Raw genomic sequence first — 23,962 nt, 5'->3', positions numbered from 1 at the left:
TTCGCTCACTGCCTCCACTGCCACCGCTTTCACCCGTGGGCGCCGCCGGTTCACCCCCGCCGCCAGGACCGGAAGGCCCGCAGGTGTTCCGGCGTGACCACGGTCTCCAGGCGTTCGTCGTCCTGGTCTCCGCCACCGAGCGCGGCCAGCAGCCGCCGGGCCGGTACGTTGCGCGGAGTGCGCTCCGCCGTCAGCCGGACCTTGACGCAGCCCAGTTCGTCGGCACGGTCGGCCAGCCGCCGCAACAGCCGTTCCTCGACTCCCCGACCGAGCGCCCGGCAGCTCATCAGCCAGGCCAGTACGTCGAGTTGGTCGCCGTCCGCACGGAAGGCGAGCAGCCCGATCTGGCCGTAGTCGCCGAACCGGTCCCGGGCCGCGGCCGTCCACACCTCACCGCGCTCCCGCCACCGCCCGAGATCGCCCCCGTCGGCGGACCGCGCCCGCAAGGTGAACTGGTTGGTACGGCGGACGAGTTGCTCGGCCCGCTCGACGTCGGCCTCGGACAGGGCCCGGATGTCGACCTCAAGTTCCAACCGGTTGAGGAACTCCTCGAATCCGGCCTGCGCGCGCACGGCGTCCCGGTCCCGCTCCTGTTCGTAGAACCGCGCCCGCAGCGCGTCCTCGGCCGTCGACGCGGCCGGGACGAGCGGCCACAACCTGCCCAGGAATGCGCTCAGTCCGGTCGACGGCGGGCACGTCACCGACAGCACCTCCGGCAGTGCGGACCGCACTCCCGCGATCTCGACCGGGTTGTCGTCGAGGAACAGGAAGCTGTCCGGGCCGAGGCCGAGCGTCCGGGCCGCCTCGGCGAGCCGGCCGGACTTCGGGCCCCAGGTCGCGGAGAGCACGCTGAAGTGTTCGGCCTTGAGCAGGCTGTCCGGGCGGTCCAGCACGGCCCGTACCGTGTCCTCGTCGTTGTTGCTGACCAGTGCCAACAGCGCGCCCGCCGCACGCCACTGAAGGAGTCGGCGCGCGAGCAGCGCACGCGGTCCTGTCAGGTCCACCGCCTCCGGGCCGATCTCCCCGGCCACTCCACCCCACAGCGTCTCGTCGCCGTCCACCGCGATCACCTTGGGCGCGGGGCGCCGTACCGCACGTACGGCATCGGCGAGGCAAAGCGCCACCGCCGCCTGGAACTGCGGGGTGAAGGGGAGGTGGGCGATCCGCTCGGTCCGCTCGTCGAAGCGTTCCGCGACGGCGTGACACCGGGTCCAGTCGTCGGGACGGAGCACCGCGATGCCGGGCACCTCGGCCAGTTCGTCGGCGATCTCGCGCTCCCACCGCGCGAAGCGGTCCTGCGCGTGGGCGGACGGCAGAAAGCCGACGATCAGCGGCTTGCGGGTCCGTTCGGACAAGGCCCGCAGCGCGGCCGGGAACGCGGTACGCAACTCGGCGAGCAGCGCGTCGTCCACGGGGCCGAACCGTTCCAGGTCTGCCGCCCGCAGCAGTGCCACGCCCACCGCCGCGGTGGGTTCGGCGAAGACGCCGGAGGGGTCTCGTAGGGCGGCGAGCACCTGGTGGTACGGGGCTTCCGTGACTGTCAGGCCGCCGTCCCGCGTGACCTCCTCGACCGCGGCCTCGCACAGCGGGGGCAGATTTCCGAGGGCGAAGGTGGCGGCGAGGGCGAGCGACCGGCGCGGGGAGCGAGGGGCGTCCTCGGTCGCCGCCTCGGGCACCTCCACCGCCGTGCCCGTCGTCGCAGGGACCGCCAACGTCGCCTCGGCCGCCGTACCCGGCGTCGAACGGACCGCCGCCGTCGGGTCGTCCGCCGCCTCCGCGAGCAGCCGCAGGAAGTCCTCCCCCAGCTCGACGGAGGTCGCCGCGTCCAGGATGTCGAGGTTGTGGTCGAGCCGGATCCGGCCCGCGTCGGGGGTCATGGTGATCATCAGGTCGAGGTCGGAGTACCCCGTCCCGGCGGGCAGTACCTCCAGGTGGGCGAGGCGGCCCGCCGAAGAGCGTACGTAGTTGAAGTACACCTCCACCAGCGGCGCGTTCGCCCGGTGCAGCCCCTGTCGGGCGAGGGTCGAGAGCACGTCCGAGAACATGGCGCCCTTCGCGAGGACGCGGTCGAGGCGGCCGTCGGTGCGGCGCAGCACCCGCTCGATCCGTTCGCCCGCCCTGGCCTCGGCCGGGAACGGCACCGGCACTCCGAAGAAGCCCACCGCGTCGTACGCGTCGGCGTGGATGCGGGTGTCGACGGGCACGGCGAGAACGAAACGGTCCCTCTGCCGCATCCTGGCCAGCAGCACGGTCAGCGTGCCGAGGCAGAATGCGGCGGGCGTGATGGCGAGCCCGCTGGCGGCGGCCGACACCCGTTCCATGAGCCCGTCGGGGATCGTCACGCTCACGCTGCCGGCCCGGTACGAGCGCGTCGCCGGGCGGGGCCGGGCGAGCGTCAGGTCGAGTCGGGCACTGCCCTGGAAGGCCTCGCGCCATGAGGTCGCGCCCTCGCCGGGGGTGTTGTCCGTCTGTTGCGCCTCGATCAGGAGGTCGATGTCCCGGTTGGTGACGGCGTCGCCGAGCGAGGTGCCGGACAGTTCGGCGTCGAGTTCCCCCGCCACGAGCAGCAACGACTGCAGATCGCTCACCGCGTGGTGCGCGCCGAACGCCAGGAACTGGCCCCGGGCACCGGCATCTAGCAGCTCGAACCGCCACAACGGAGGGTTCGCCAGGTCGAACCGCGGTTCCAGCAGCAGGCGCAGTCGGTCGGCCGCGTCGAGTGCGCCGTCTGCGGGCACGTCCGTCCAGCGCAGCACCGGCCGTGCGACCTCCCGGTCCACCCGTAGCAGCCGCGCGTGTTCGCCACCCGCACCCGCACCAGCACCAGCACCAGCACCGGTCACGATCGCGGTGCGCAGTGCGGCGTGCCGTCCGGCGAGTCGGGTGAGGATGTCGGTGAGTGCCTCGCGGGTGGTGGGCGTGGTGAGCCGGAGGGCCAAGCCGACGGCGTGGGCCGCGTCCGGCATGCCCGGCCGGGCGCTGCGCAGCAGTCGTACGACATCGCGGGTCGCAGGCCGCAGTTCGCTCTCGGGCACCTCGACGGCGGCCTCGGGCCGCCGCGCCTCGGACGGCCGTTCCCCGGCCTGCGTGACCGTGTCCCGTTCGGGCAGCGCCTCGCCGAGCGCCCGGGCCAGGCCGCGGATGTCGGAGGCGGAGAACACGGTGGCGGCGGGGAGTTCGGCGCCCAGCTCGCGGGCGAAGGCGTTGCGCAGCCGGACGAGCATGAGGGAGTCCAGGCCGAGTTCCTTCAGGGCCGTGGTCGCCGAGACGTCCACCGTGCCTTCGGAGACCTGGCCGACCCGGGCCCGTACATACGCTTCGAGGCGGTCCGCGCGGTCACGTTCCGTCGTCGCCGTGAACACCCGCGCGACGAGGTCGTCCGCTTCGTCATCGCCGGTCGGCACGGTGATCAGGTCGCCGAGGATCGGGCGGGCGCGGGCCGCGTCCGGGTCGAGCGCGAGGGTCTCCCAGTCCAGGGCGAGGGGGGCGAGTTGGCGGCGGGAGGTGGCCAGCACCCGTTCGAGGAGTTCGCCACCGTCCTGCGGGGAGAACGCGAGCAGACCGGACCTGCTGGTCCCGGCGGCCCGGATGCCGGACTCGGCGACCATGCCGACGCCCGCCCAGGCGCCCCAGTCCAGGCTCAGCGCCCGGCGGTCGGCGCGGGAGAGGTGGTGCGCCCAGGCGTCGAGGAAGGCGTTCGCCGCCGCGTACGGGCTCTGCCCCGCGGAGCCGAGGAGACCGGCCGCCGAGGCGAACAGGACGAGGCTCTCGGCCTCCGGGATCAGTTCGGTGAGCAGCGTGGTGCCGAGGACCTTGGGGGCGAGCACGCGCAGGACGCGCTCGTCGGTCAGGTTCGCCACCGTCGCGTCGTCGAGGACACCGGCCGCGTGGACGACTCCGGCGATCGGCCCCGCTTCCCGTCGTACGGCGTCCAGGGCTGCCGTCAGCTCCTCGCGGTCGGCCACGTCGGCGCGGACGAGGTGCACGGTGGCCCCGTGTTCTTCCAGACCCCTGATCCAGCTCGCGGTGTGCGCGTCGGGCTCGCCCCGGCTCATCAGGGCCATTCGGCGGGCGCCGCGGCGGACCAGTCGTTCGGCGACGACTCGGCCGAGGCCGCCCAGACCGCCGGTGATCAGGTACACCCCGTCGGGCGTGACCTCACCGTTGCCGCCGTCGTCGGGGCGGGTGCGGGCCAGGCGCGGGACCAGTCGGCCCGACTCCCGCAGCGCGACGAGCCGTTCGTCGTCCGCGTGCCGCAGTTGTGTCCACAGGGCGTCTACACCGTCGGTGGGCGGCAGGTCGATCAGGGTGGCCGACAGCTCCGGGTACTCCTGCGCCACCGCGAGGCCGAAGCCCCAGGCAAGGGCCTGCTGAGGGTGCGTCACCCGCCTGCTGTCACCGGCGGCCTGGCTGCCCCGCGCGACGACGAACAGGCGCGGGGGCCGGCCCCGCGGCCGGTCCGCCAGCGCCCGTACCAGGTGCAGTGTGCTCAGGCAGCACAGCCGCGCCGCCTCCTCGGCCGTACCGGCATCCGTGATCGCCGGGGCGTCGAGGGCGGACAGCTGGACCACCCGCTCGGGCGGCCCGTCGGGGAAGGCCTCGTCCAGGAGGCGGGCCAGGTGCCGCGGATCTGCGGGGTCGAGTACGTAACGACCGGGTCCCTCGACGCCGAACGACTCACCCCTGCGGGCGATCACCCGCGGCACGGTCGAGCCGAGCCGCTCGCCCAGTTCGGCCGCGACGCCCGTGTCGTCCGCCAGGATCAGCCAACCGCCCTCGGCGGGCTGCTGCTGTGCGGCCGGGCGCGGCTGCCATTGGGTCTCGAAGAGCGCGCCGTCCAGCGGAGACAGCGCGGCCAGCTGGAATTCCCTTGCTTCCAGCACCAGTTGCTCGTTCTCGTCCCACAGTCGCAGGTCCACGGTCGCGGTGTCGCCGTCCACGGAACGCAGTCGGCAGGTCGCCCACACGGGCGCCGTGCGCAGTCCGGTGAACCTCAGCCGCCCGACGGCCGCGGGCACGAACGCCCGGCCCTCGGGCGCGCCGCCCGGCAGGGCGGCCGTGTGGAAGGCCGCGTCGAGGACGGCGGGATGCAGCAGATGACCGGCGGCGGGCGTCCGGGCCAGGCGGCCGACGGCGGCCACGTCCGTACGTCGGCCCTCCTCCAGCCCCCGGAACGCGGGGCCGTAGTCGATGCCCAGGGCCGCGAGCCCAGCGTGGACGGCCGACAGATCGACCTGTTCGTCACACCGTTCGCGCACGGTGTCGAGCCGCTCGTCGTCATCGGCGGCGGCTTCCGCGGTGACCGCGAGGCGTCCGCTGACGTGCCGCTTCCACGGCGCACCGTGGCCACCGACGGGTGCCGAGGCGATGGTGAAGTCCCGGAAGCCGTCCTCGGCGGGCCGCAGGACCAGTTGCAGCCGTACGGGCCGGTCCACGTCCAGCGACAGCGGCTGTACGAACCTGACGTCGGCAAGCCGTACTTCGCCTCCGCCCCGCAGCGCGGACGCGGCCTCCAGGGCCATGTCGAGGAAGGCGGCGCCGGGCAGCCAGACTTCGCCGGTGACCCGGTGGTCGGTGAGATAGGCGAAGCGGCTGTCGTCGAGGTCGATGTCGGCCTGGAAGAGGTGCCGGTCTGGTTCGTCGCTGGCCTCCAGGTGCGTGCCGAGCAGCGGTGATCCGCCGGCCGAGGCGGTGACCGGGGCGGGCGCGAGCCAGTGGCGCTCGCGGGCGAAGGCGTATGTCGGCAGGTCGGCCCGGTGGCCCTCCGGGAACAGCACGGGCCAGTCGGGCGTGTGCCCGGCCGTGTACAACTCTCCCAGCCCGCGCAGCAGTACGTCGCGTCCCTCGCTCTGCCGGCGCAGCGAGCCGACGCCGACCGCGTCGATCCCGGCCTCCGCCGCCACCGCCTCGATCGACGAGGTGAGCGAGGGGTGCGGGCTCAGCTCGACGAAGTAGCGGTAGCCGTCGTCCAGCATCCGTCGGATCGTGTCCGCGAAGCGCACCGGCTCCCTGAGGTTGGCGTACCAGTAGTCGGCGTCCAGCCGGTCGCCGGGGACGGGTTCGGCCAGCACCGCCGAGTACAGCGGGGTCGGTGTCCGGGCGCCCCTGACGCCGGAGAAACGGTCGACCAGCTCCGCACGGATCGGGTCCATCAAGGGGGTGTGCGAGGCGAACGGTGTCGACAGCGGGCGTGCGGTGATGCCCTGCTCGTCGAGGCGGTGACGCAGCTCGGCCAGCGCGTCGGCCTCACCGGAGACGGCCGTGGACCGCGCGCTGTTGACCGCCGCGACGAACAGCCGGCCCGCGAACGGCGCGAGCAGTTCCGCCACCCGCGCGGGCGGCAGTTCCAGGGACAGCATGCCGCCCTTGCCCGTCAGCGGTACGACCGCCTGCCCACGCCCGGTCACCACGGTCACGGCCTCGTCCAGGCTGAGGGCGCCCGCGCTGTACGCGGCGGCGATCTCGCCCAGGCTGTGCCCGACGACGGCGTCCGGGCGGACGCCGAGCGCGCGCCAGGCGGCGGCCAGTGAGGCGTTGACCGCGAACAGCACCGGTTGCAGGAACTCGGTGCGGCCGAGCGGAGCGAACTCCTCGGGCGCCCGCAGCGCGTTGAGCACCGACCAGCCGACCTGCCGGCGAACGGCCTCGTCGATGCGGGCCAGTTCCTCGCGGAACGCCTCCGACCCGGCCATCAACTCGACGCCCATGCCCGGCCATTGACCGCCGTGCCCGGCGAAGACGAAGGCCACCTTGCCCGTCCCGTCGTCGCGGGGCGCGGCCAGGGGCGCCCGCCCGCTCGCCAACGCGTCGAGCCGTAGCAGCAGTTCGTCCCGGTCACCCGCGACGAGGGCCGCGCGCCGTTCGAAGTGGCTGCGGTGCCGGGCCAGGGTGTGGGCGACATCGAGGAGAGCGATGTCCTCGCCGGCCTCCTTGGTCAGGTGGGTCGCCAGTCGCGCGGCCTGCCCCCGCAGGGCGGCATCGCTGCGCCCCGACAGCACGAACAGCCGCTTCCCCGACGGTACTTCGTCCTCGCGATCCGCCTTCTCGACCGGCGGGGCCTCCTCCACGATCACATGCGCGTTGGTCCCGCTGATCCCGAAGGCGCTCACTCCGGCCCGTCGTGTCCGGCCGGGCGACGACGGCCAGGGCGCCGTGTCCCGTACCAGTCGCAGCCCGCTGTTCTCCCAGTCGACGTGCCTGCTGGGCGTGTCGGCGTGCAGGGTGCGCGGCAGGGTCCGGTGGCGCAGCGACTGCACCACCTTGACGAGCCCGATCACACCCGAAGCAGCCTGAGCGTGTCCGATGTTGGACTTGAGCGAGCCCAGGTACAGGGGGCGGTCCTGCGGGCGTGAGTCGCCGAAGACCTCCGCCAGGGCGTTCGCCTCGATCGGGTCGCCCAGCGTGGTGCCCGTGCCGTGCGCCTCCACGTAGTCGATGTCGGCGGGCTCCAGCCCGGACAGCTCCAGTGCCCGCCGGATCACCTGTTCCTGCGCCGGACCGTTCGGCGCGGACAGCCCCTGGCTGCGGCCGTCCTGGTTGACGGCCGTGCCGCGCAGCACGGCCAGCACCTCGTCACCGTCGCGCCGGGCGTCGCTCAGTCGCTTCAGTACGACCATGCCGGCGCCCTCGGCCCAGATGGCGCCGTCGGCGTCGTCGGAGAAGGACCGGCAGCGGCCGGTCGGGGACAGGCCCCGCAGTCGGCTGAACTCCACGAAGGTTCCCGGGGTCACCATCACCGTCACGCCACCGGCGAGCGCCAGGTCGCACTCTCCGGACCGCAACGCCTGCGCCGCCAGGTGCAGTGCCACCAGCGACGATGAGCACGCCGTGTCCACCGTCAGCGCGGGGCCGCACAGTCCCAGCGTGTAGGCGAGCCGCCCCGAGGCCACGCTCAGCGCCGAGCCCGTACCGACGTACCCGTCCAGCTGGTCGAGGCGGGACCCCGCCAGGTAGTCGCTGCCGAACATGCCGACGTACACACCGGTGGTGCTGCCCGCGAGTTCGCCGGGCACGATTCCCGCGCGCTCCAGCGCCTCCCACGCCGTCTCCATCAGCAGCCGTTGCTGCGGGTCCATCGCGGCCGCTTCCTTCGGGGTGATCCCGAAGAAGCCCGCGTCGAAGGACTCCAGATCGTCGTGGTTCAGGAATCCGCCCTCACGGGCGTAGGACTTGCCGAGGGCATCCGGGTCGGGGTCGTACAGCGCCGCCGCGTCCCAGCGTTCGGCCGGGAAGGGGCCCACCGCGTCGCGCCCCTCCGCGACCAGGCCCCACAGGCCCTCCGGATCGCTCACACCGCCGGGCAGCCGGCAGGCCATGGCGACCAGGGCCACCGGTTCGTCGGAGGCCGGGGCCGTGGCGCGCGTGGGCCGCGTGGCGGGAGTGGTGCGGTCGCCCGCCGCGAGGGCGGTGGACAGCAGGTGCGCGGCGAGCCGGGCCGCGGTGGGGTGGTCGAACAGCAGGGTGGCCGGGAGCCTGGCACCGATCCGGGCGCCGATGCGGTTGCGGAGTTCGACCGCCGTCACCGAGTCCATGCCGAGTTCGCGCAGCGGCTGGTCGGGGCGGACGGACTCCGCCGAGCGCAGGCCGAGGGCGCGGGAGACCTCCTCACGGACCAGGGCCAGGACGCGTTCGGCGCGTTCGGCCTCGGGCAGCCGGGCCAGGCGGTCGGCCAGACCGACGCCGCCGCTTCGGCCGGTGCGGGGCGCGGGCAGCAGCGAGCGCCACACCGCCGCCGTACCGCCGCCCGTGGTGGCCGCGGTCTCGCGCAGGCGTGGCAGGTCCAGGGCCCAGGCGACCAGGTGCGGGGAGCCCTGTCGCAGGGCGAGTTCGACGAGTTCGCGGCCCTGGTCGGGGGTGAGGGCGCGATGGCCGAGACGGGCCATCCGGTCCAGGTCGGCGTGTGCGGCGGCGAGACCCTCGCCCGCCCAGGCGCCGAAGGAGAGGGAGACGCCGGGTAGGCCCAGGGCCCGCCGGTGGTGGGCGAGTTGGTCGAGGAAGACATTGGCGGCCGCGTAGTTGCCCTGGCCCGCGTTGCCGATGACTCCGGCGGCCGAGGAGACCAGCAGGAACAGGTCGAGTCGCGTGTCGGCGGTGAGCCGGTGCAGGTGGGCGGCGCCGTCGACCTTGGGGCGCAGTACCTGTGCGAGTCGTTCGGGCGTCAGCTCGGCGACCACCCCGTCGGCCAGGACTCCGGCGCAGTGGACGACACCGCGCAGCGGCGACTCCTCGCCGATACGCCCGAGCAGATCGGCCAGGGCCGCCGCGTCCGCGATGTCGCAGGCCGCGACCTCGGTCTCGGCGCCGAGCGCGGTCAGTTCGGCGGTGACGTCGGCGGCGCGCGGATCGTCGGGTCCCTGTCGAGACGTCAGGAGCAGTCGCGGGACGCCGTGTTCGGCGAGGAGCCGGGCGATGTGCCGTCCGACGGCACCGAGACCTCCGGTGATCAGCACCGTGCCGTCGGTGGGTACGAGGGTGGGGCGGCCGACCAGGTCGAGGACGATCGGGGTGCCGGTCGCGTTCCGCCGCCTTATCGCCTCGTGCGCGGCGGTGACGGGCAGGACCTGGGGGTGCCGTGGGCGGTCCGGTCCGGCGGCCGCGGCCGTGAACGGCAGGTCGTCGGGCAGCACTTCGACCGTCCCCGCGTCGGCGATCAGCTCGGAGCCGAGCGGGGTGTCGGAGAGGACGGTGACCCGCAGGCCGGGGGCAAGATCTTCGACGTCGGCGCCGACCTCGGTGAGCACACCGGCGCGCGGCGTCTCGTCGCCGGGGGCGCCCGGCAGGGCGGCCGCGTGCACCCGGATCCTCACCTGCCCGGGAGCCAGGCCCTCCCTGGGCGCCACCGCGCGCAGGGCCGGGTTCGCCGGAAGGCCGGTCAGCTCGTACTGGTCCCCCGCCGGTATCCGCAGCGCGTCCCGGCTGCGGGCTCGGACGAGCCGCGGTGCGAGCAGAGCGCCCGCGCGGAAGGCGAGTTCGGGCTCCTCGGCGTGGGTGGCGGCGGTCAGGAGCGCATCGGCCGGGTCGGAGTCCTCGAGGTCGAGGAGGGTCAGGCCGAGGTCCGGGTGTTCGGCGCGGGCACTGCGGGCGAGCCCCCACACCACGGACTGGGCGAGGCCGGGCACGGTGTCCTCGTCGACGGCCCCGACCGCACCGCGCGTCACCCACACGGTCCGGGCAGGTGTCTCGTCCTGCGGGAGGGCGATCAGGGCACGCAGTTCGGCCAGGGCCGCGGCCGCCGACTCCTGTGCCGCGGCGGCCGGTTCGGCGTCCGTCCCCGTGCGCGGCCAGAACCGTACGAGCACGTCGGCGCCGATCGTCCCGCTCACGTCCGCGTCGCCCGTCCCGCTCCGGACGTGGATCCCCGCCGCCGCGAGGCCGTGCAGGGCCCCGGCGACCTCCGGGTCCGAGGGGTCGCCGACGACGGCCCACTCGGTGCCCGGCGCCTCGGCGGGCTGTTCGGGCAGGGCCGTCCAGACCACCTCGTACAGGTGCCGGGCGTTCTCCGAGGCGCCGTTCAGGTCCGCCGGGTCCGCGGCCCGCAGTCGTACGCCCTCCAGACGACCGGCCGGGAGACCGTCGGCGTCCCGCAGCGTGATGTCCAGGGTGAGGTCCGTGTCGGAGCCGCCCGTGCGGCGTACGGCCGCGGTGAGGTCCCTCGTGCCACCGGGCGGCAGGACGCACCGGCCCACCGCGACCGGGAGCAGCACCCGGCCGTCGGACGCGTCGATCCCGGCGGCCACGTGCAGCGCGGCGTCCAGCAGGGCGGGGTGGAGGGGGTACGGCTCGGCCGCGTCGCGGGCCGTGGGCGGCAGCGAGAGCCGGGCGAGCAGTTCACCGTCGCCGGTCGTGACCGCCGACCGTACGCCCTGGAAGGCCGGGCCGTAGCCGAGGCCCAGCTCGGCGAGCCGCTCGTACGTCCCCGGGGTCCAGGCCGGCTCGGCCGCCTCCGGCCACACCGGGGGCCGATCCGTCGTCGGCACGACAGCCGCGGACGCGGACGCGGTGGCGTGCAGGGTCCAGCCCGTGGCCTCTTGGGCGCGCGGGCGGCTGTGCACGGTGATCTCCGGTACGGGACCGGCGGTGACCACCTCGACGGACACCTCTACCGTGCCGGAGCCGGGGAGGGTGAGAGGGCTGAGGAGGAGCAGGTCGGTGAGGTCGGCCGGGTCGTCCGGGCGGGCCACGGCGAGCGCGGCGCGGCACAGCTCCATCAGGGTGGTGCCGGAGACGACGGTCCGGCCGAACACGGTGTGGTCGGGCAGCCAGTCGGCGGTGTCCTTGGACCACTCGCCCCGGAAGGTCCAGCGGGTCTCGTCCGGCGACTGGAGCTGGATGCCGAGCAGGGGGTGCGCGGCACGGTCGAAGAAACCGGGGGCACCGGTGGTGGTCTCGGGCTCGATCCAGTGGCGCCGCGGATCCCAGGCGTATGTCGGCAGGTCGGCGGGGGCGGTGTCGGGGACCAGTCGGCGCCAGTCGATCCGCCGCCCGTGGACGTGGAGTTCGGCGGCGGACCGGTCCAGGCAGGCGGGTCCGTCCTCGTCGCGGCGCAGCGAGCCGACGGCGACCAGGTTCTCGTGGCCGGAGTCCTCGGCGATGGTGTGCAGGGCGGTGACGAGGGAGGGGTGGGGGCCGAGTTCGACGAACCAGCGGTAGCCGTCGGCCGCCATGCGCTCCACGGTGGGTGCGAAGCGGACGGGTTCGCGCAGGTTGGTGTACCAGTAGTCGGCTTCCAGCTCCTCGGTGACCGGCTCGCCGGTGACGGTGGAGTACCAGGCGACGGGGGTCGGGCAGGTGGTGACGCCGTCGAGTTCGTCGAGGACCGTCGCGCGGACCGGCTCGACCCGGGGGCTGTGGGAGGCGTAGTCGACGTCGAGGCGGCGGGCGAAGACGTGTTCGCGGTCGAGGTCGGCGAGCAGGGCCTCCAGCGGCTCGACGTCACCGGCGATCACCGTCGAGCGGCCGCTGTTCACGGCGGCGACCGAGACTCGTCCGTCGAGGTCGGCGAGGTGGTCCTCGACCTCGGTGTGCGGGAGGGCGACGACGGCCATGGTGCCGGTGCCCGACAGCCCGGTCAGGGCCTGGCTGCGCAGGGCGACCACCGCGGCGGCGTCGCTCAGGCTGAGCGCTCCGGCGACGCAGGCCGCGGCGACCTCGCCCTGGCTGTGCCCGATCACGGCGTCCGGCCGTACGCCCCGGGCCCGCCACACCGCGGCCAGGGACACCATCACGGCGAACAGGACCGGCTGCACGACGTCCACGCGGTCCAGGGGCGGGGCGCCCGCGGCATCGCGCAGCACGGCGGCCACCGACCAGGTGGTGAAAGGGCGCAGGGCGGCGTCGCAGCGGTCGAGTTCGTCCGCGAACACCGGGTCGCGGTCGAGGAGATCGCGGGCCATGCCGGTCCACTGGGAGCCCTGGCCGGGGAAGACGAAAGCCAACTTTCCGGTGGGAATGGCCTGTTGGGGTCCGACGACCGTATCGCCACCGCTGTCGGTACCGATGGCGGTATCGCCGTCGGTGCCGCTGTCGGTTCGGCCCTGCGCGAGGGCGCGCAGGGCGGTCAGCAGGTCGTCGCGGTCGGCCGCCCGCACAACGGCCCGGTGCTCGAAGTGCGTGCGGTGGTGGGTCAGCGTTGCGGCCACGCCGGGCAGCGACGGCCGCGGCTGTTCGTCGAGCGCTTCGAGGAGGCGGGCGGCCTGGGCCCGGAGGGCGGGGAGGGTACGGGCGGAGAGCGGGAAGAGGGCCGCGCCGGGGATCTCCGCCGGGGGTGTCCCGGTGGCCGGCCGTGCCAGGTCCCGCGGCGCCTCCTCCAGCACCACATGCGCGTTCGTACCGCTGATCCCGAACGCGCTCACCCCGGCCCGCCGCACCCGGTCGCCGCCCCGCGGCCATGCCCGGGCTCCGCTGTGCACCCGCAGGCCGCCGCCCGCCCAGTCGACGTGCTCGGTCGGGGTGTCGGCGTGCAGCGAGGCCGGGAGCAGTTCGTGGCCGAGGGCCAGGACCGTCTTGATGACGCCGCCGATGCCCGCCGCGGCCTGGGTGTGACCGATGTGGGACTTGAGGGAGCCGACGCCGAGCGGCCGGTCGGCCGGGCGCCCCGGCCCGAAGACGGCGGCGAGCGCCCGGCCCTCGATGGGGTCGCCGAGCCGGGTGCCCGTGCCGTGCGCCTCGACGTAGTCCAGGTCGTCCGGGCGGAGTCCGGCCGCGTCGAGGGCGGCGCGCACCACCCGTTCCTGCGCGGGGCCGCTCGGGGCGCTCAGGCCCTGGCTGCGGCCGTCCTGGTTGATGGCCGACCCCTTGACGACGGCCAGGACCCGGTCGCCGTCGCGGCGCGCGTCCGCGAGCCGCTTGAGCAGCACCAGACCGCAGCCCTCGGCCCACACCACGCCGTCCGCGTCGGTCGAGAACGGGCTGCACCGCCCGGTCGGCGACAGCCCGCGCAGCCGGCTGAACTCGACGTGTCCGCGCGGGGTGACAAGGAGCGTCGCGCCGCCCGCCAGCGCGAGGTCGCACTCGCCGCTCGCCAGCGCCCGCGCGGCCAGGTGCAGGGCGACGAGGGAGGAGGAGCAGGCGGTGTCGACGGTGACCGCCGGGCCCTGGAGGCCGAGGGTGTAGGCGATGCGTCCGGAGGCCACGCTGGCCGCGGAGCCGGTGCCCACGTGCCCGTCGAGCCGGCCGAGCGTGGCCGAGGCCAGGTAGCCGCTGTCGTACAGCCCGATGTAGACGCCCGTGGAGCTGCCGTTCAGCGTGTCCGGGACGATCCCGGCGCGCTCGATCGTCTCCCAGGCGGTCGCGAGCAGCAGCCGCTGCTGGGGGTCCATGGCCGCGGCCTCGCGCGGCGAGATCCCGAAGAAGGGCGCGTCGAAACGGTCGATGTCGGAGAGGAAGCCGCCGCGCAGGGTGTACGCCTTGCCGGGGGCCTCCGGGTCGGGGTCGTAGAGCCCCCGGGTGTCCCAACGGCCCGCGGGCACCTCGGTGATGGCGTCCTCGCCCGAGGCGAGCAGCCGCCACAGCGCCTCGGGGTCGTCGGCGCCGCCGGGGTAGTGGCAGCCCATGGAGATGACGGCGATGTCCTCGTCGCCGCGTACGGGCGCGGCCGCCGGCACCGGCGCCGCCGCGCCGACGGGCCCTTCGCCGAGGACCGCCGCGGCGAGCGCCGCGATGGTGGGGTGGTCGAAGACGAGGGACGGCTCCACGGGGCGGCCGATCCGGCCGGAGAGCTCCGCGGCCAGGGTCACCAACTGGCGTGATCCCAGGCCGAATTCGGCGATCGGCCGCTCGGGGTCGACAGCCGACGGGGCGAGCCCGGCCGCCTCGGCGACGGCCGACGCCAGCCAGGCCCGCACGTCCTCGGAGGTCGTGACGGACATCTCGGGGAACTGCTTCGGGGACTCGCTCGCAGGCATCGGGGAAAGGTGTCCTCGTGAACTCGGGTTCAGACGGATTCCGTACGACGGGTACGGCGACCGGTGGACGGCGGCGGCACCGGCGCGCGACTGAGGAACCCCTGGTGTACGGCCGGTACGACCGGGGTGCCCGTCGGCGCGGGTGTCCGCGCCGACGGGGGGGTGACCTCGTCTACCTCATCTCGCGGCGGGCGCGCCGACCACCGCGAGGGCGTCGGCGAGGTACGCCGCCCGCGAGGCGTGGCGCTGGATCTTCCCGCTGGACGTCTTGGGGATGGTGCCGGGGTGGACCAGCACGACGTCACGCACCGCGAGGCCGTGGGCCTCGCCGATCGCGCTGCGGATCACCTCGGTGATCCGCTCGGAGTCGGCCGCCGCGTCCGGGGCCGTCTCGGCGACGATGACGGGCTGTTCGCCCTCGGCACCGCCGTCCACGGAGAACGCGGCGGTGCAGCCCGGCCGGAGCGCGCCGTGGGACATCTCGGCGGACAGCTCCAGGTCCTGCGGGTAGTGGTTGCGTCCGTCGATGACCATCAGGTCCTTGAGGCGGCCGGTGACGAACAGTTCGCCCTCGCGCAGGAATCCGAGGTCGCCGGTCCGCAGGAAACGGTCCGGACGGTCTTGCAGCGTGGCCCGGAAGGTCTCGCGGGTGGCGAGGGTGTTGCGCCAGTAGCCCTTGGCGACGCTCGCGCCGCTCACCCAGATCTCGCCGACCTCCCCTTCGGGCAGCTCCTTCCGCCGCTCGGGGTCGGCGATCACCACGGTCGTACCGGGGATCGGCCGCCCGGAGCCGACGGCTGCCGCGTCGGCCGCGCCCGCGTGCGGACTTGACCCGGGGGCCGCGGCGAGGGTGGGCGCGGTGTCGGCCCCGCCGCCGGTGACGATGAGCGTGGCTTCGGCGAGGCCGTAGCACGGGTACAGGGCCTCATGCCGGAAGCCGGCCGGTGCGAAGGTCTCGGTGAAGCGCCGCAGGGTGGCGGCCCGTACCGGTTCGGCGCCGCTGAAGGCGACCTTCCACCGACCGAGGTCGAGTCCGTCGAGGAGTTCGGGGGTGGCGTGCTTGAGGCACAGTTCGTAGGCGAAGTTGGGGCCGCCGCTGGTGTGCGGGCGGTAGCGGCTGAGGGCGGTCAGCCAGCGCGCGGGCCGCTGGAGGAAGTGCAGGGGCGAGAAGAGCGTGGCCGTGGCGCCGAGGTGGACGGTGTTCAGGACCGGGCCGATGAGGCCCATGTCGTGGTACACGGGCAGCCAGCTGACGAACAGTTCGTGGTCGTACTCCGCGAGCGTGTCCGGGGTGTGGCCCATCCGCTCGGTGATGGCCCGCTGGTTGTCCAGCAGGTTCCCGTGCGTCACCATCACGCCTCGCGGGGCGGAGGTGGAGCCGGAGGTGTACTGGAGGAAGGCGACCGAGTCGTCGGTGAGGTCGGGTTCGCGCCAGGAGTCGGCCGCCTCGTCGGGTATGTCCTCGGTGACGACGCAGGTGATCGCGTCCAGTTCGGGCAGGTGCTCCCCCTGGGCGGCCAGGGTGGCGAGCACCTCACGGCCGCCCAGGATCACCTTGGCGTCCGCGTCGGCGATCAGGCGCTTCATACGGGTCAGGGCACGGTGGTTCTGCGACCGCCCCTGCGGGGGAACGCCCGGCACGGCGACGACCCCGGCCGAAAGACAGCCCAGGTAGCCGGAGATGAACTCCAGGCCGGGCGGGTACAGCAACAGCGCGCGGGATCCGGCCAGACCGCGTTCCTGCAGCCAGGCGGCGACGGCTCGGGACCGACGGGCCAGACGTCCGTACGAGATGTCCTGGGTCTCTCCGTCGCAGTCGCCCGTGACGAGGTAGCGGTATGCCGTCCGCTCCGGCTGTTGCGAGGCATGCGTGGTCAGTAAGTCGACCAGGGAACGAGCCATATGAGGAGTCTCACCTGTTCGAATGAGTGAGCGAGAAAACTGGAGTTCGAAGGCCGCGGGGTGCGTATACGCAGGCGCCGTGGCCGCCCGGCCCCCTTGCCGGACAGTCCGTCTCGACCAACCCGCCCGAGGAGCAGCGGCGATGCATACGCCGGCCCCTCGTGACCCTCGTTCGGCTTGCTACCAACGAGTAACACGATAGCAAGTCTTGTGGGCCAGGTGGATGTAACCCCGGGTATTCAATAAGTAACTGGCCAATCGGCCGTCCCGCACGCCTTCATGACGGGCCGGGAGTCGCGGGGTGTTCGAGGTGTGCGACGAAGGCGGCGAGGTCGGCGACCACACGGTCGGGCTGCTCCCAGTGGACGTCGTGCCCGGCGCCCTCGTAGGCGATCAGGCGTGAACCGTGGATGGCGTCCAGGATGGTCTGCTGGTCGCCGCGGGGCAGCAGGTCGTCCTGGTCGCCCCAGATGACGAGGGTGGGCACCAGGATGCCCGCGAGGGTCGCGCGCAGATCGGTGTCGAGCAGTCCGCGCAGGGTCTCCTGCCAGACGTACGCGGGGACCTTGAGGTTTTCGTCGATCATCGTCTCGACGAGGCCCCTGGCGACGGGCCGGTCCACCGCGCCGGAGACGAACTCCTCGACGAACTCGCGGGGTACGGGGTCGCGGAGCCCTTCGACGGCCTCCCGCATCCCGGTCACCGCCGGCTTGTCCTCGAGCGTGCCGGGTACGCCGATCAGCACCAGCCCCGAGATCCGGTCGGGATGGCTGCCCGCGACCATCCGGGCGGGCACGCCGCCGCCGGAGGACGCGACGAGCACGGCGCGGTCGATGTCGACGGCGTCCAGGAAGGCGACGAGGTCGAAGGCGTAGTCCTCGGGCGTGTAGCCCTCGGGAGGTCGGTCGGCGTCGCCATGGCCGCGCTGGGTGGGCGCGTAACCGCGCAGGGCGGCCGGAAGGCGCCTGAGGAGGGGCTCGAAGGCCCACCAGGAGTCACCGAGCCCGTGCACGAAGACGACCGGTGTGCCACTGGGGTAGCCGGCCTCGGCGTAGGGCAGCGTGAGTCCTTCCCGCACCTGGGCGGACTTCAGGGAGATCACGGTCACGACACCCTGCCTCCTTCGCTCCGCCGCCCGGTCGGGGAACCAGGAGCGGAGAGCGAGCGGCGATCACTTCCGACAGTACCGACGAGCGGCGGGGCCCGCGCCTCAGGACGCCCGGACGAAGCGGGTGAGGGCGTCGACGTACCGCCGCGGTTGGGTGACATGGGGAATGTGTCCCGCCCCTTCGACGGTCTGCCGCCGCGCCCGCGGCAGGGCCGCGGCCAGCCGGTCGAGGATCGTCGCCAACCACACCGGGCTCTGGGTGCCTCCGCTGAGCAGTACCGGTGCGGCGCACCGGGCGAGGGTGTCGGTATCGATCTCCGCCCAGTCGGGGTCGGACTGTTCGTCCAGCCAGGTGGGCGCGTTGTGCACGAACGTCTCGCGCACGGCGGCGAGCAGCCGGTCCCAGGTGCCGGGTCCCATGGCGACCTCCTCCACGAACCGCCGTGCGCCCTGCCGGTGCTCGCCCTTGCGGAGATGGGCGAGCACGGCGTCCATCGAGGCTTGCGTCGGGCGCAGTTGTCCCAGTGCGTCCGGGTCGTCGGTCACGATCGCGACGAGCGGGGGCTCGTGGACCGTGACGCTGCGGAACAACTCCGGCCGGCGCGCCGCAAGCCCCAGTGCGATCGACCCGCCGAAGGAACTGCCCGCCACGTGCGCGGGCGCGGGTCCGAGCCGCTCGATCAGGGCCTCGAGGTCGTCCTCGTCCTGTCGGCGGGTGCCCGGGCCCGGCCCCGCTTCGCTCTTCCCGTGACCCCGGCGGTCATAGGTGACCACCCGGAACGACGCACGGAGGTCGGCCTCGATCGCGGGCTGCCACGAGGTGTGGTCGCTCCACGAACCGTGGACGAGGACGAGCGGGTCGCCCTCCCCGACGACCTGGTGGTAGAGGTCCAGGTCGCCTGTACGCAGCAGGGGCATGCGTGACTCCTGTGGGTGGAGGGCAGGACGGGAGCGGCCCGCCGTGAGCATGCCTTCGGTGTGCGCCGCAGGCACCGGTCGCGATGTCAGGACACGGTGCGGTAGCGGTGTTCGGGGCGGCCGGTCGCGCCGTAGCGGAGCTCCAGTCGGACCATGCCCTCCCGGACGAGGTAGGACAGGTAGCGCTGGGCCGTGGCGCGGGAGACGCCGGTGAGTTCCGCCGCCTCGGCCGCCGACACGTCCCGGCGGGCGGTGCGGACCGCCTCGTGGAGCAGGGCGAGGGTCGGCGCGGAGTGACCCTTGGCCGGTACGGCGGGCAGGGCGGTGGGGCGGACGACGCTGAACAGGGCGTCCACGTCGGCCTGGTCGGTCTCCGCCTCCGGGCCCAGGACGTCCACCCGGTGCTGGAGTGCGCGGTAGGCGGCGAGCCGCTCGGCCAGGGCGTCGGCACCGAAGGGCTTGACGAGGTATCCGACGGCTCCGAGCTTCATCGCGGTCCGTACGGAGGTGATGTCCCGGTCGGCCGTGATCACGATGGCGTCGGGGCGGGCGCCACCCGCGTCGCCGGTCAGCTGTCGCAGCACGTCGAGGCCGCTGCCGTCGGGCAGGAAGATGTCGAGGAGCAGCAGTTCCGGGTGGAGCGTACGGACGGCGTCCAGCGCCTCGGCCACGTTCGCCACCTGGCCGACGACCTCGAAGCCCTCGACGCGGGCCACGTATGTGCAGTGGAGTCCGTTCACCCGGAAGTCGTCGTCCACCACCAGGGTCCGTATCACCAGCGCTCCCCTCCATCGGCCGCGGCCAGGGCACCCGCCGGTACCAGCGGGGCCGTCGTGAACAGTGCGCCCTGCGGCGCGGGCGCGACGTCCGGCAGGGGCAGCGTCACGGTGAAGACCGCCCCGGGCCCCTCGCTGACCGTGATGGTGCCGCCGTGCCGCTGGACCAGCCGGTGGACCAGGGCCAGTCCGAGGCCGCGCCGGGCGGTGCCACGGTCCGGCCGGGTCGACCAGCCGTCCTCGAAGATGGACTCGGCCGCGCCCGGCGGGATGCCGGGTCCGGTGTCGGCCACCCGCACCAGTACCTCCGTGGTGGCCTCGACGACCGTGAGCCGTACCTCCCGGCCGCCCGCCGGGGCCGGTCCGCCGACCGCGGCGTCGAGGGCGTTCTCCAGCAGGTTGCCGACGATGGTCAGCAGCCGGTGCAGATGCGGCGGCTGCTCGCCGAGCGCGGAGTCCTCGCCCAGCACGATCCGTACGCCGCGCTCGGCGGCGACCGTCGTCTTGGCCACGATCAGACCCACCATCAGGGCGTTGCCGATGTGCTCGCGCACCGACTCGGTCAGCTCCTGGTCGGCTCCGGCCAGCTCGACGGCGTACTCGTACGCGGACTCGTACTCCCCCACGTCCAGCAGCCCGGCCAGGGTGTGCATCCGGTTGGTGAACTCGTGCTGCTGGGCCCGCAGCGCGTCCGTCAGCCCGCGTACCGAGTCCAGCTCCCTGAGCAGTCCGACCATTTCGGTGCGGTCGCGCACGGTGACCACCGCTCCCAGCGCGCGGCCGTGCAGCGTCACCGGCATCCGGTTGACGGCCAGGCAGTGGTCGTCGGTGAGGACCGTGATGTCGGTCCCGGTGAGGCTGCCGTCCAGTGCCCGATGCAGCCGCCCCTCGGGCAGGAGCTCGTCCAGCCGGCTGCCCAGTGCCGTGCCGAGACCGAGCAGATGGCGGGCCTCGTCGTTGATGACGGTGACCCGGCCCTCGGGGTCGAAGGCGATCACGCCCTCCCGGATGCCGTGCAGCATCGCCTCCCGGTCCTGCAGCAGCCCGGCGATCTCCTCCAGCTCCAGCCCGAACGTCGTCCGCTTCAGGCGTCTGGCCAGCAGGAACGCGGCCACCGAGCCGAGCGCGGTGGCGATCGTGGCATACAGACCGAAGGTGGGCAGCTCCCGCCACAGCTCGCCTAGTACGTCGCGTTCCGGAATGCCGGCCGACACCTCGCCGACCAGCGTGCCCGTGGGCCCCTTGAGCGGAGCCTTGCCGTTGGCGGACCGCCCGGTCGCGCCGTGATCGGAGCCGACGTGCGGGAGGCCGTCCAGCACCGCGATCGGCTCGCCCACCGGCTCGCCGATCAGTGCCGGGGTGGGATGCGAGTGGCGGATGCCGTGCAGGTCGATCACGACCACGTACGACGCCTTCGACGCCTTCCGGATCCGTTCGGCGACGGTCTGCACGATGTCGCCGCCTCCGCCGTACTCCATGGCCTGCTGGATCTGCGGCTCGGCGGCCGTGGTCTGTGCGATGGCCAGCGCCCGCTGCTCGTAGGAGCGGTCGATCTCGGCCCGCTGAGCGAACGCGAACAGTACGAAACCGATGGCTCCGGAGAGGGCCAGGATGGCCAGCTGGTTGGCCAGGATCCGCGCGGAGAGCCTCCCCTTCCCGGCGCGGCCGATCCGGATTCGGATGGGCATCACAGGTGCCTTCGCCCTTGTCTTGCTGCCGGGCCCGGCCCCTTCGCCGTAACCCGTGGTGGCGTGATTGTGCCCCACCAGAGACATCCTGCCCACCCCTGGCCCGCTGAGCAGAACGTGCAGAACCCCGGTTAACACAACTAACGCGAGATACGTCTGAAACAGCGACGTAATACGGGGCGGCCTCTAGCGTCTGCCTTCCTCGACCCCGAGGTTAGGAAGGAGACGGCCTCAGATGGCTTCGCGAAACGATGCCGCGTTGAGCACGGTCGCCGACAAAAGCGGCCAGGACAGCGCGCGAGTCGAGATTTCAGGGCTCACCAAACGATTTCTGACTCCCGCGGGTGAGGTGTTCACGGCGCTGCAGGACGTTTCGTTCACCGTGGAGCCTGGCCAGTTCTGCGCGGTGGTGGGCCCGACGGGCTGCGGCAAGTCGACGACCCTGAGCATGGTCTCCGGGCTCGACCGGCCCAGCGAGGGCTCGGTCAAGGTCGGCGGCCGTGAGGTGGACGGTGTCACCGACGGCGTCAGCTTCATGTTCCAGACCGACGCGCTGCTGCCCTGGAAGACCGTCCTCGGCAATGTGCTGATGGGCCCGGTCTTCCGCGGCGTCCCCAAGCAGAAGGCCCAGGTCTCGGCGCGCGACTGGCTGCGCCGGGTGGGCCTGTCCGGGTTCGAGGACCGCTACCCGCACCAGCTCTCCGGCGGTATGCGCAAGCGCGTGGCGATGGCCGCGGCCCTGATCAACGAACCGAAGATCCTGATCATGGACGAGCCGTTCGGCGCCCTGGACGTGCAGACCAAGGCGATCATGTCGACCGAGCTGCTGGGCCTGTGGGAGCAGATCCGTCCGTCGGTCATCTTCATCACCCACGACCTCGACGAGGCCGTGGCGCTCGCCGACCGGGTCGTCGTCATGACGTCCAGCCCCGGATCGGTCAAGGCGGTCTTCGACATCGACCTGCCCCGCCCGCGCGGCGCGGTCCAGGAGATCCGCTTCCAGCCCCGCTTCATCGAACTCCAGCACCAGATCTGGGAAACGCTGCGCGAGGAGGTGGAGCGCGCCTACGCACGCACCGCAGGAGGTACGGCATGAGCACGACGTCCGCAGTTTCCGCCCCGCTGGTAAAGGACGGCGCACCGTCCTCTGCCGCGGCCGCCGCCAAACGCGCCGCCCGACGGCGCATCGCGCTGGTGTGGGCGGGCCGTATCGGCCTCGCGGCCTTCGTCATCGGCGGCTGGCAGGCGTTCACCACCTGGGGGATCGTCGACCCGTTCTTCTTCGGGCAGCCGTCCGGCATCGCCAAGCGGCTGGTCGACCTCTTCCAGCACGGCACCGAGTTCGGGTCCTTCTACTCGAACATCTGGACAACGATCCAGGAGGCGCTCGTCGGCTTCGCCCTCGGGGCCGTCGCCGGCGTGATCTTCGGCGTCGCACTCGGCCAGAGCCGGTTCCTCGCCGATGTGCTCGGCCCTTACATCAAGATAGTCAACGCGATCCCGCGTATCGTCCTCGGCTCGATCTTCATCGTCGCGTTCGGCATCGGCGTGCTGCCGAAGATCCTGCTCGCCGCGGTGCTGGTGTTCTTCATCGTCTTCTTCAACGCTTTCCAGGGCGTCCGTGAGGTCGACCGCAACATCCTCGCCAACGCCAAGGTGCTCGGCGCCTCGCAGTTGCAGATCATCCGGCACGTCACCGTGCCCTCCGCGCTCACCTGGATCATCGCCAGCCTGCACAGCGCCTTCGGCTTCGCCATCGTCGGCGCGCTGGTCGGCGAGGTGCTCGGCGCGCAGAGCGGGCTCGGCCTGGTCATCAAGACCGCCCAGAACCAGTTCGACCCCAACGGCGTGTTCGCGACGATGCTCGTCATCTCGGTCATCGTGCTCGGCGCCGAGTGGCTGATCAGCAAGCTGGAGCACCGGCTGCTGTCGTGGCGCCCGCCGGCGCCGTCCGAGGCGAACTCCCTCTGACACCCCCATAGTTCCCCCCTTCATCTCAGAACCCTCAGCTTCATCTCAGAACCCTCAGCAAAGGAATGTGGTCAGCCATGTCCAGACGACCCGTCGCCGTCGCCGCGTCTCTGCTCACCGTTCTCGCCCTCGGCGCGGTCAGCGCCTGTTCCGGCAACTCATCCGCCGCGAGCGGCGGTTCGGGCTCCACGCCGACCGTCAGGCTCATGGCCGGCGGCCTCGACAAGCAGATCTACCTGCCGTACCAACTCGCCCAGCAGCTCGGCTTCTACAAGAAGTACGGCGTCAACGTCCAGCTGAGCACCGAGCAGGACGGCGGCGTCGGCGCCGAGGAAGCCATGGCCTCGGGGCAGGTGGACATGGCGGGTGCCTGGTACAACCACACGATCGAGTTCCAGGCGAAGGGGAAGGCCGTCGAGGACGTCGTCCAGCTCTCCGGCGCGCCGGGCGAGCGTGAGATGTGCTCCAAGAAGTCGGGCGTCACCTCGGGCGCCGACCTGAAGGGCAAGACCCTCGGTGTCACCGACCTGGGTTCGGGCACCGACACCCTCACCCAGTTCCTGGCCGCCAAAAAGGGCGTCAAGACCAGCCAGTACCACCGGATCGGGGTCGGCGCGGGATCCACGGCCATCGCCGCGCTGCAGAACGGCAAGGTCGACTGCGTCATGACGACGCAGCCGACGGTCGCCGCGATCCAGAAGAAGGGTGTCGGTGCCTCCGCGATCGACCTGGCCACCACGGCCGGCGCCACGCAGGCGATGGGCGGTGCCTATCCCGCGGCCAGTGTGATCGCCCGCACCGACTGGGTGAACTCGCACAAGGACGCGACGCAGAAGGTCGTCGACGCGCTCGTCGCCACCATGCACTGGATCAACACGCACAGCGCGGCCGACATCGCCAACAAGCTGCCGGCGTCGTTCGTGTCGAACCAGTTGGTGACCAAGGCCGACTACATCTCGGCCCTGACCCAGGACAAGGGTCAGTTCCTCCCGGACGGCCTCATGCCGGCCGGAGGTCCGAAGACCTCTCTGGCGACAGAGCAGTTGGTCGGCAACGTGAAGGGGTCGGTGGACCTCAGCAAGACGTTCACCAATGACTTCGCCATCCAGGCCAACAAGACCGAGGGCTTCAAGACCACCACGACCCCGGCAGGACCGAACGGCTGAGCCTCGCCGATCACGGGGCCGCCCAGGTACC

9 protein-coding genes are annotated in these 23,962 nt (G+C 72.9%); 3 read left to right on the top strand and 6 right to left on the bottom strand.

What is annotated here, in order from left to right; translation table 11 throughout:
* Positions 1-50: 50 nt before the first annotated feature.
* The 6 genes from SMIR_RS35555 to SMIR_RS35530 form a co-directional block, all read right to left on the bottom strand.
* Positions 51-14,402, bottom strand: a complete 14,352-nt coding sequence (locus SMIR_RS35555; protein ID WP_249938517.1) for a type I polyketide synthase — start codon at positions 14,400-14,402, stop codon at positions 51-53.
* 177 nt (positions 14,403-14,579) lie between these two features.
* Entirely contained in the window at positions 14,580-16,304 is a 1,725-nt protein-coding gene (locus SMIR_RS35550; RefSeq protein WP_212727859.1) for a fatty acyl-AMP ligase, read from the bottom strand.
* Positions 16,305-16,581: 277 nt separating this feature from the next.
* Positions 16,582-17,412 carry an alpha/beta fold hydrolase gene (locus tag SMIR_RS35545; protein ID WP_212727858.1) on the bottom strand — a complete coding sequence of 277 codons (831 nt, stop codon included), beginning with the start codon at positions 17,410-17,412 and terminating at the stop codon, positions 16,582-16,584.
* Between the two features lie 102 nt (positions 17,413-17,514).
* Complete coding sequence (locus SMIR_RS35540; RefSeq protein WP_212727857.1) at positions 17,515-18,330, bottom strand: alpha/beta fold hydrolase; 816 nt, start codon at positions 18,328-18,330, stop codon at positions 17,515-17,517.
* A gap of 86 nt (positions 18,331-18,416) precedes the next feature.
* Complete coding sequence (locus SMIR_RS35535) at positions 18,417-19,106, bottom strand: response regulator transcription factor (RefSeq protein WP_168489601.1); 690 nt, start codon at positions 19,104-19,106, stop codon at positions 18,417-18,419.
* On the bottom strand, positions 19,103-20,794 hold the full coding sequence (locus tag SMIR_RS35530; protein ID WP_168489602.1) for an ATP-binding protein: 1,692 nt from the start codon (positions 20,792-20,794) through the stop codon (positions 19,103-19,105). The genes SMIR_RS35535 and SMIR_RS35530 overlap by 4 nt, the downstream gene beginning before the upstream one ends.
* 235 nt (positions 20,795-21,029) lie before the next feature.
* Here SMIR_RS35530 and SMIR_RS35525 point away from each other — a divergent pair, with 235 nt between their 5' ends.
* The 3 genes from SMIR_RS35525 (at position 21,030) to SMIR_RS35515 (ending at position 23,931) form a co-directional block, all read left to right on the top strand.
* On the top strand, positions 21,030-21,890 hold the full coding sequence (locus tag SMIR_RS35525; RefSeq protein ID WP_075025582.1) for an ABC transporter ATP-binding protein: 861 nt from the start codon (positions 21,030-21,032) through the stop codon (positions 21,888-21,890).
* Positions 21,887-22,765 carry an ABC transporter permease gene (locus SMIR_RS35520; protein ID WP_101407518.1) on the top strand — a complete coding sequence of 293 codons (879 nt, stop codon included), beginning with the start codon at positions 21,887-21,889 and terminating at the stop codon, positions 22,763-22,765. The genes SMIR_RS35525 and SMIR_RS35520 overlap by 4 nt, the downstream gene beginning before the upstream one ends.
* Positions 22,766-22,842: 77 nt before the next feature.
* Complete coding sequence (locus SMIR_RS35515) at positions 22,843-23,931, top strand: ABC transporter substrate-binding protein (protein WP_211118635.1); 1,089 nt, start codon at positions 22,843-22,845, stop codon at positions 23,929-23,931.
* The last annotated feature ends 31 nt before the right edge of the window (positions 23,932-23,962 follow it).

It is taken from the genome of Streptomyces mirabilis (genome assembly GCF_018310535.1).
In the GTDB taxonomy this organism is placed as follows: domain Bacteria; phylum Actinomycetota; class Actinomycetes; order Streptomycetales; family Streptomycetaceae; genus Streptomyces.
Note: the sequence above shows the minus strand (reverse complement) of the source record. Positions and strands in the feature narration are given on the sequence as shown.

Excerpts from the sequence above, each read along its gene's own strand:
- SMIR_RS35530 (WP_168489602.1), bottom strand. The coding sequence starts at position 20,794 with ATGCCCATCCGAATCCGGATCGGCCGCGCCGGGAAGGGGAGGCTCTCC.
- SMIR_RS35520 (WP_101407518.1), top strand. The coding sequence starts at position 21,887 with ATGAGCACGACGTCCGCAGTTTCCGCCCCGCTGGTAAAGGACGGCGCA.
- SMIR_RS35525 (WP_075025582.1), top strand. The coding sequence starts at position 21,030 with ATGGCTTCGCGAAACGATGCCGCGTTGAGCACGGTCGCCGACAAAAGC.
- SMIR_RS35555 (WP_249938517.1), bottom strand. The coding sequence starts at position 14,402 with ATGCCTGCGAGCGAGTCCCCGAAGCAGTTCCCCGAGATGTCCGTCACG.
- SMIR_RS35515 (WP_211118635.1), top strand. The coding sequence starts at position 22,843 with ATGTCCAGACGACCCGTCGCCGTCGCCGCGTCTCTGCTCACCGTTCTC.
- SMIR_RS35550 (WP_212727859.1), bottom strand. The coding sequence starts at position 16,304 with ATGGCTCGTTCCCTGGTCGACTTACTGACCACGCATGCCTCGCAACAG.
- SMIR_RS35540 (WP_212727857.1), bottom strand. The coding sequence starts at position 18,330 with ATGCCCCTGCTGCGTACAGGCGACCTGGACCTCTACCACCAGGTCGTC.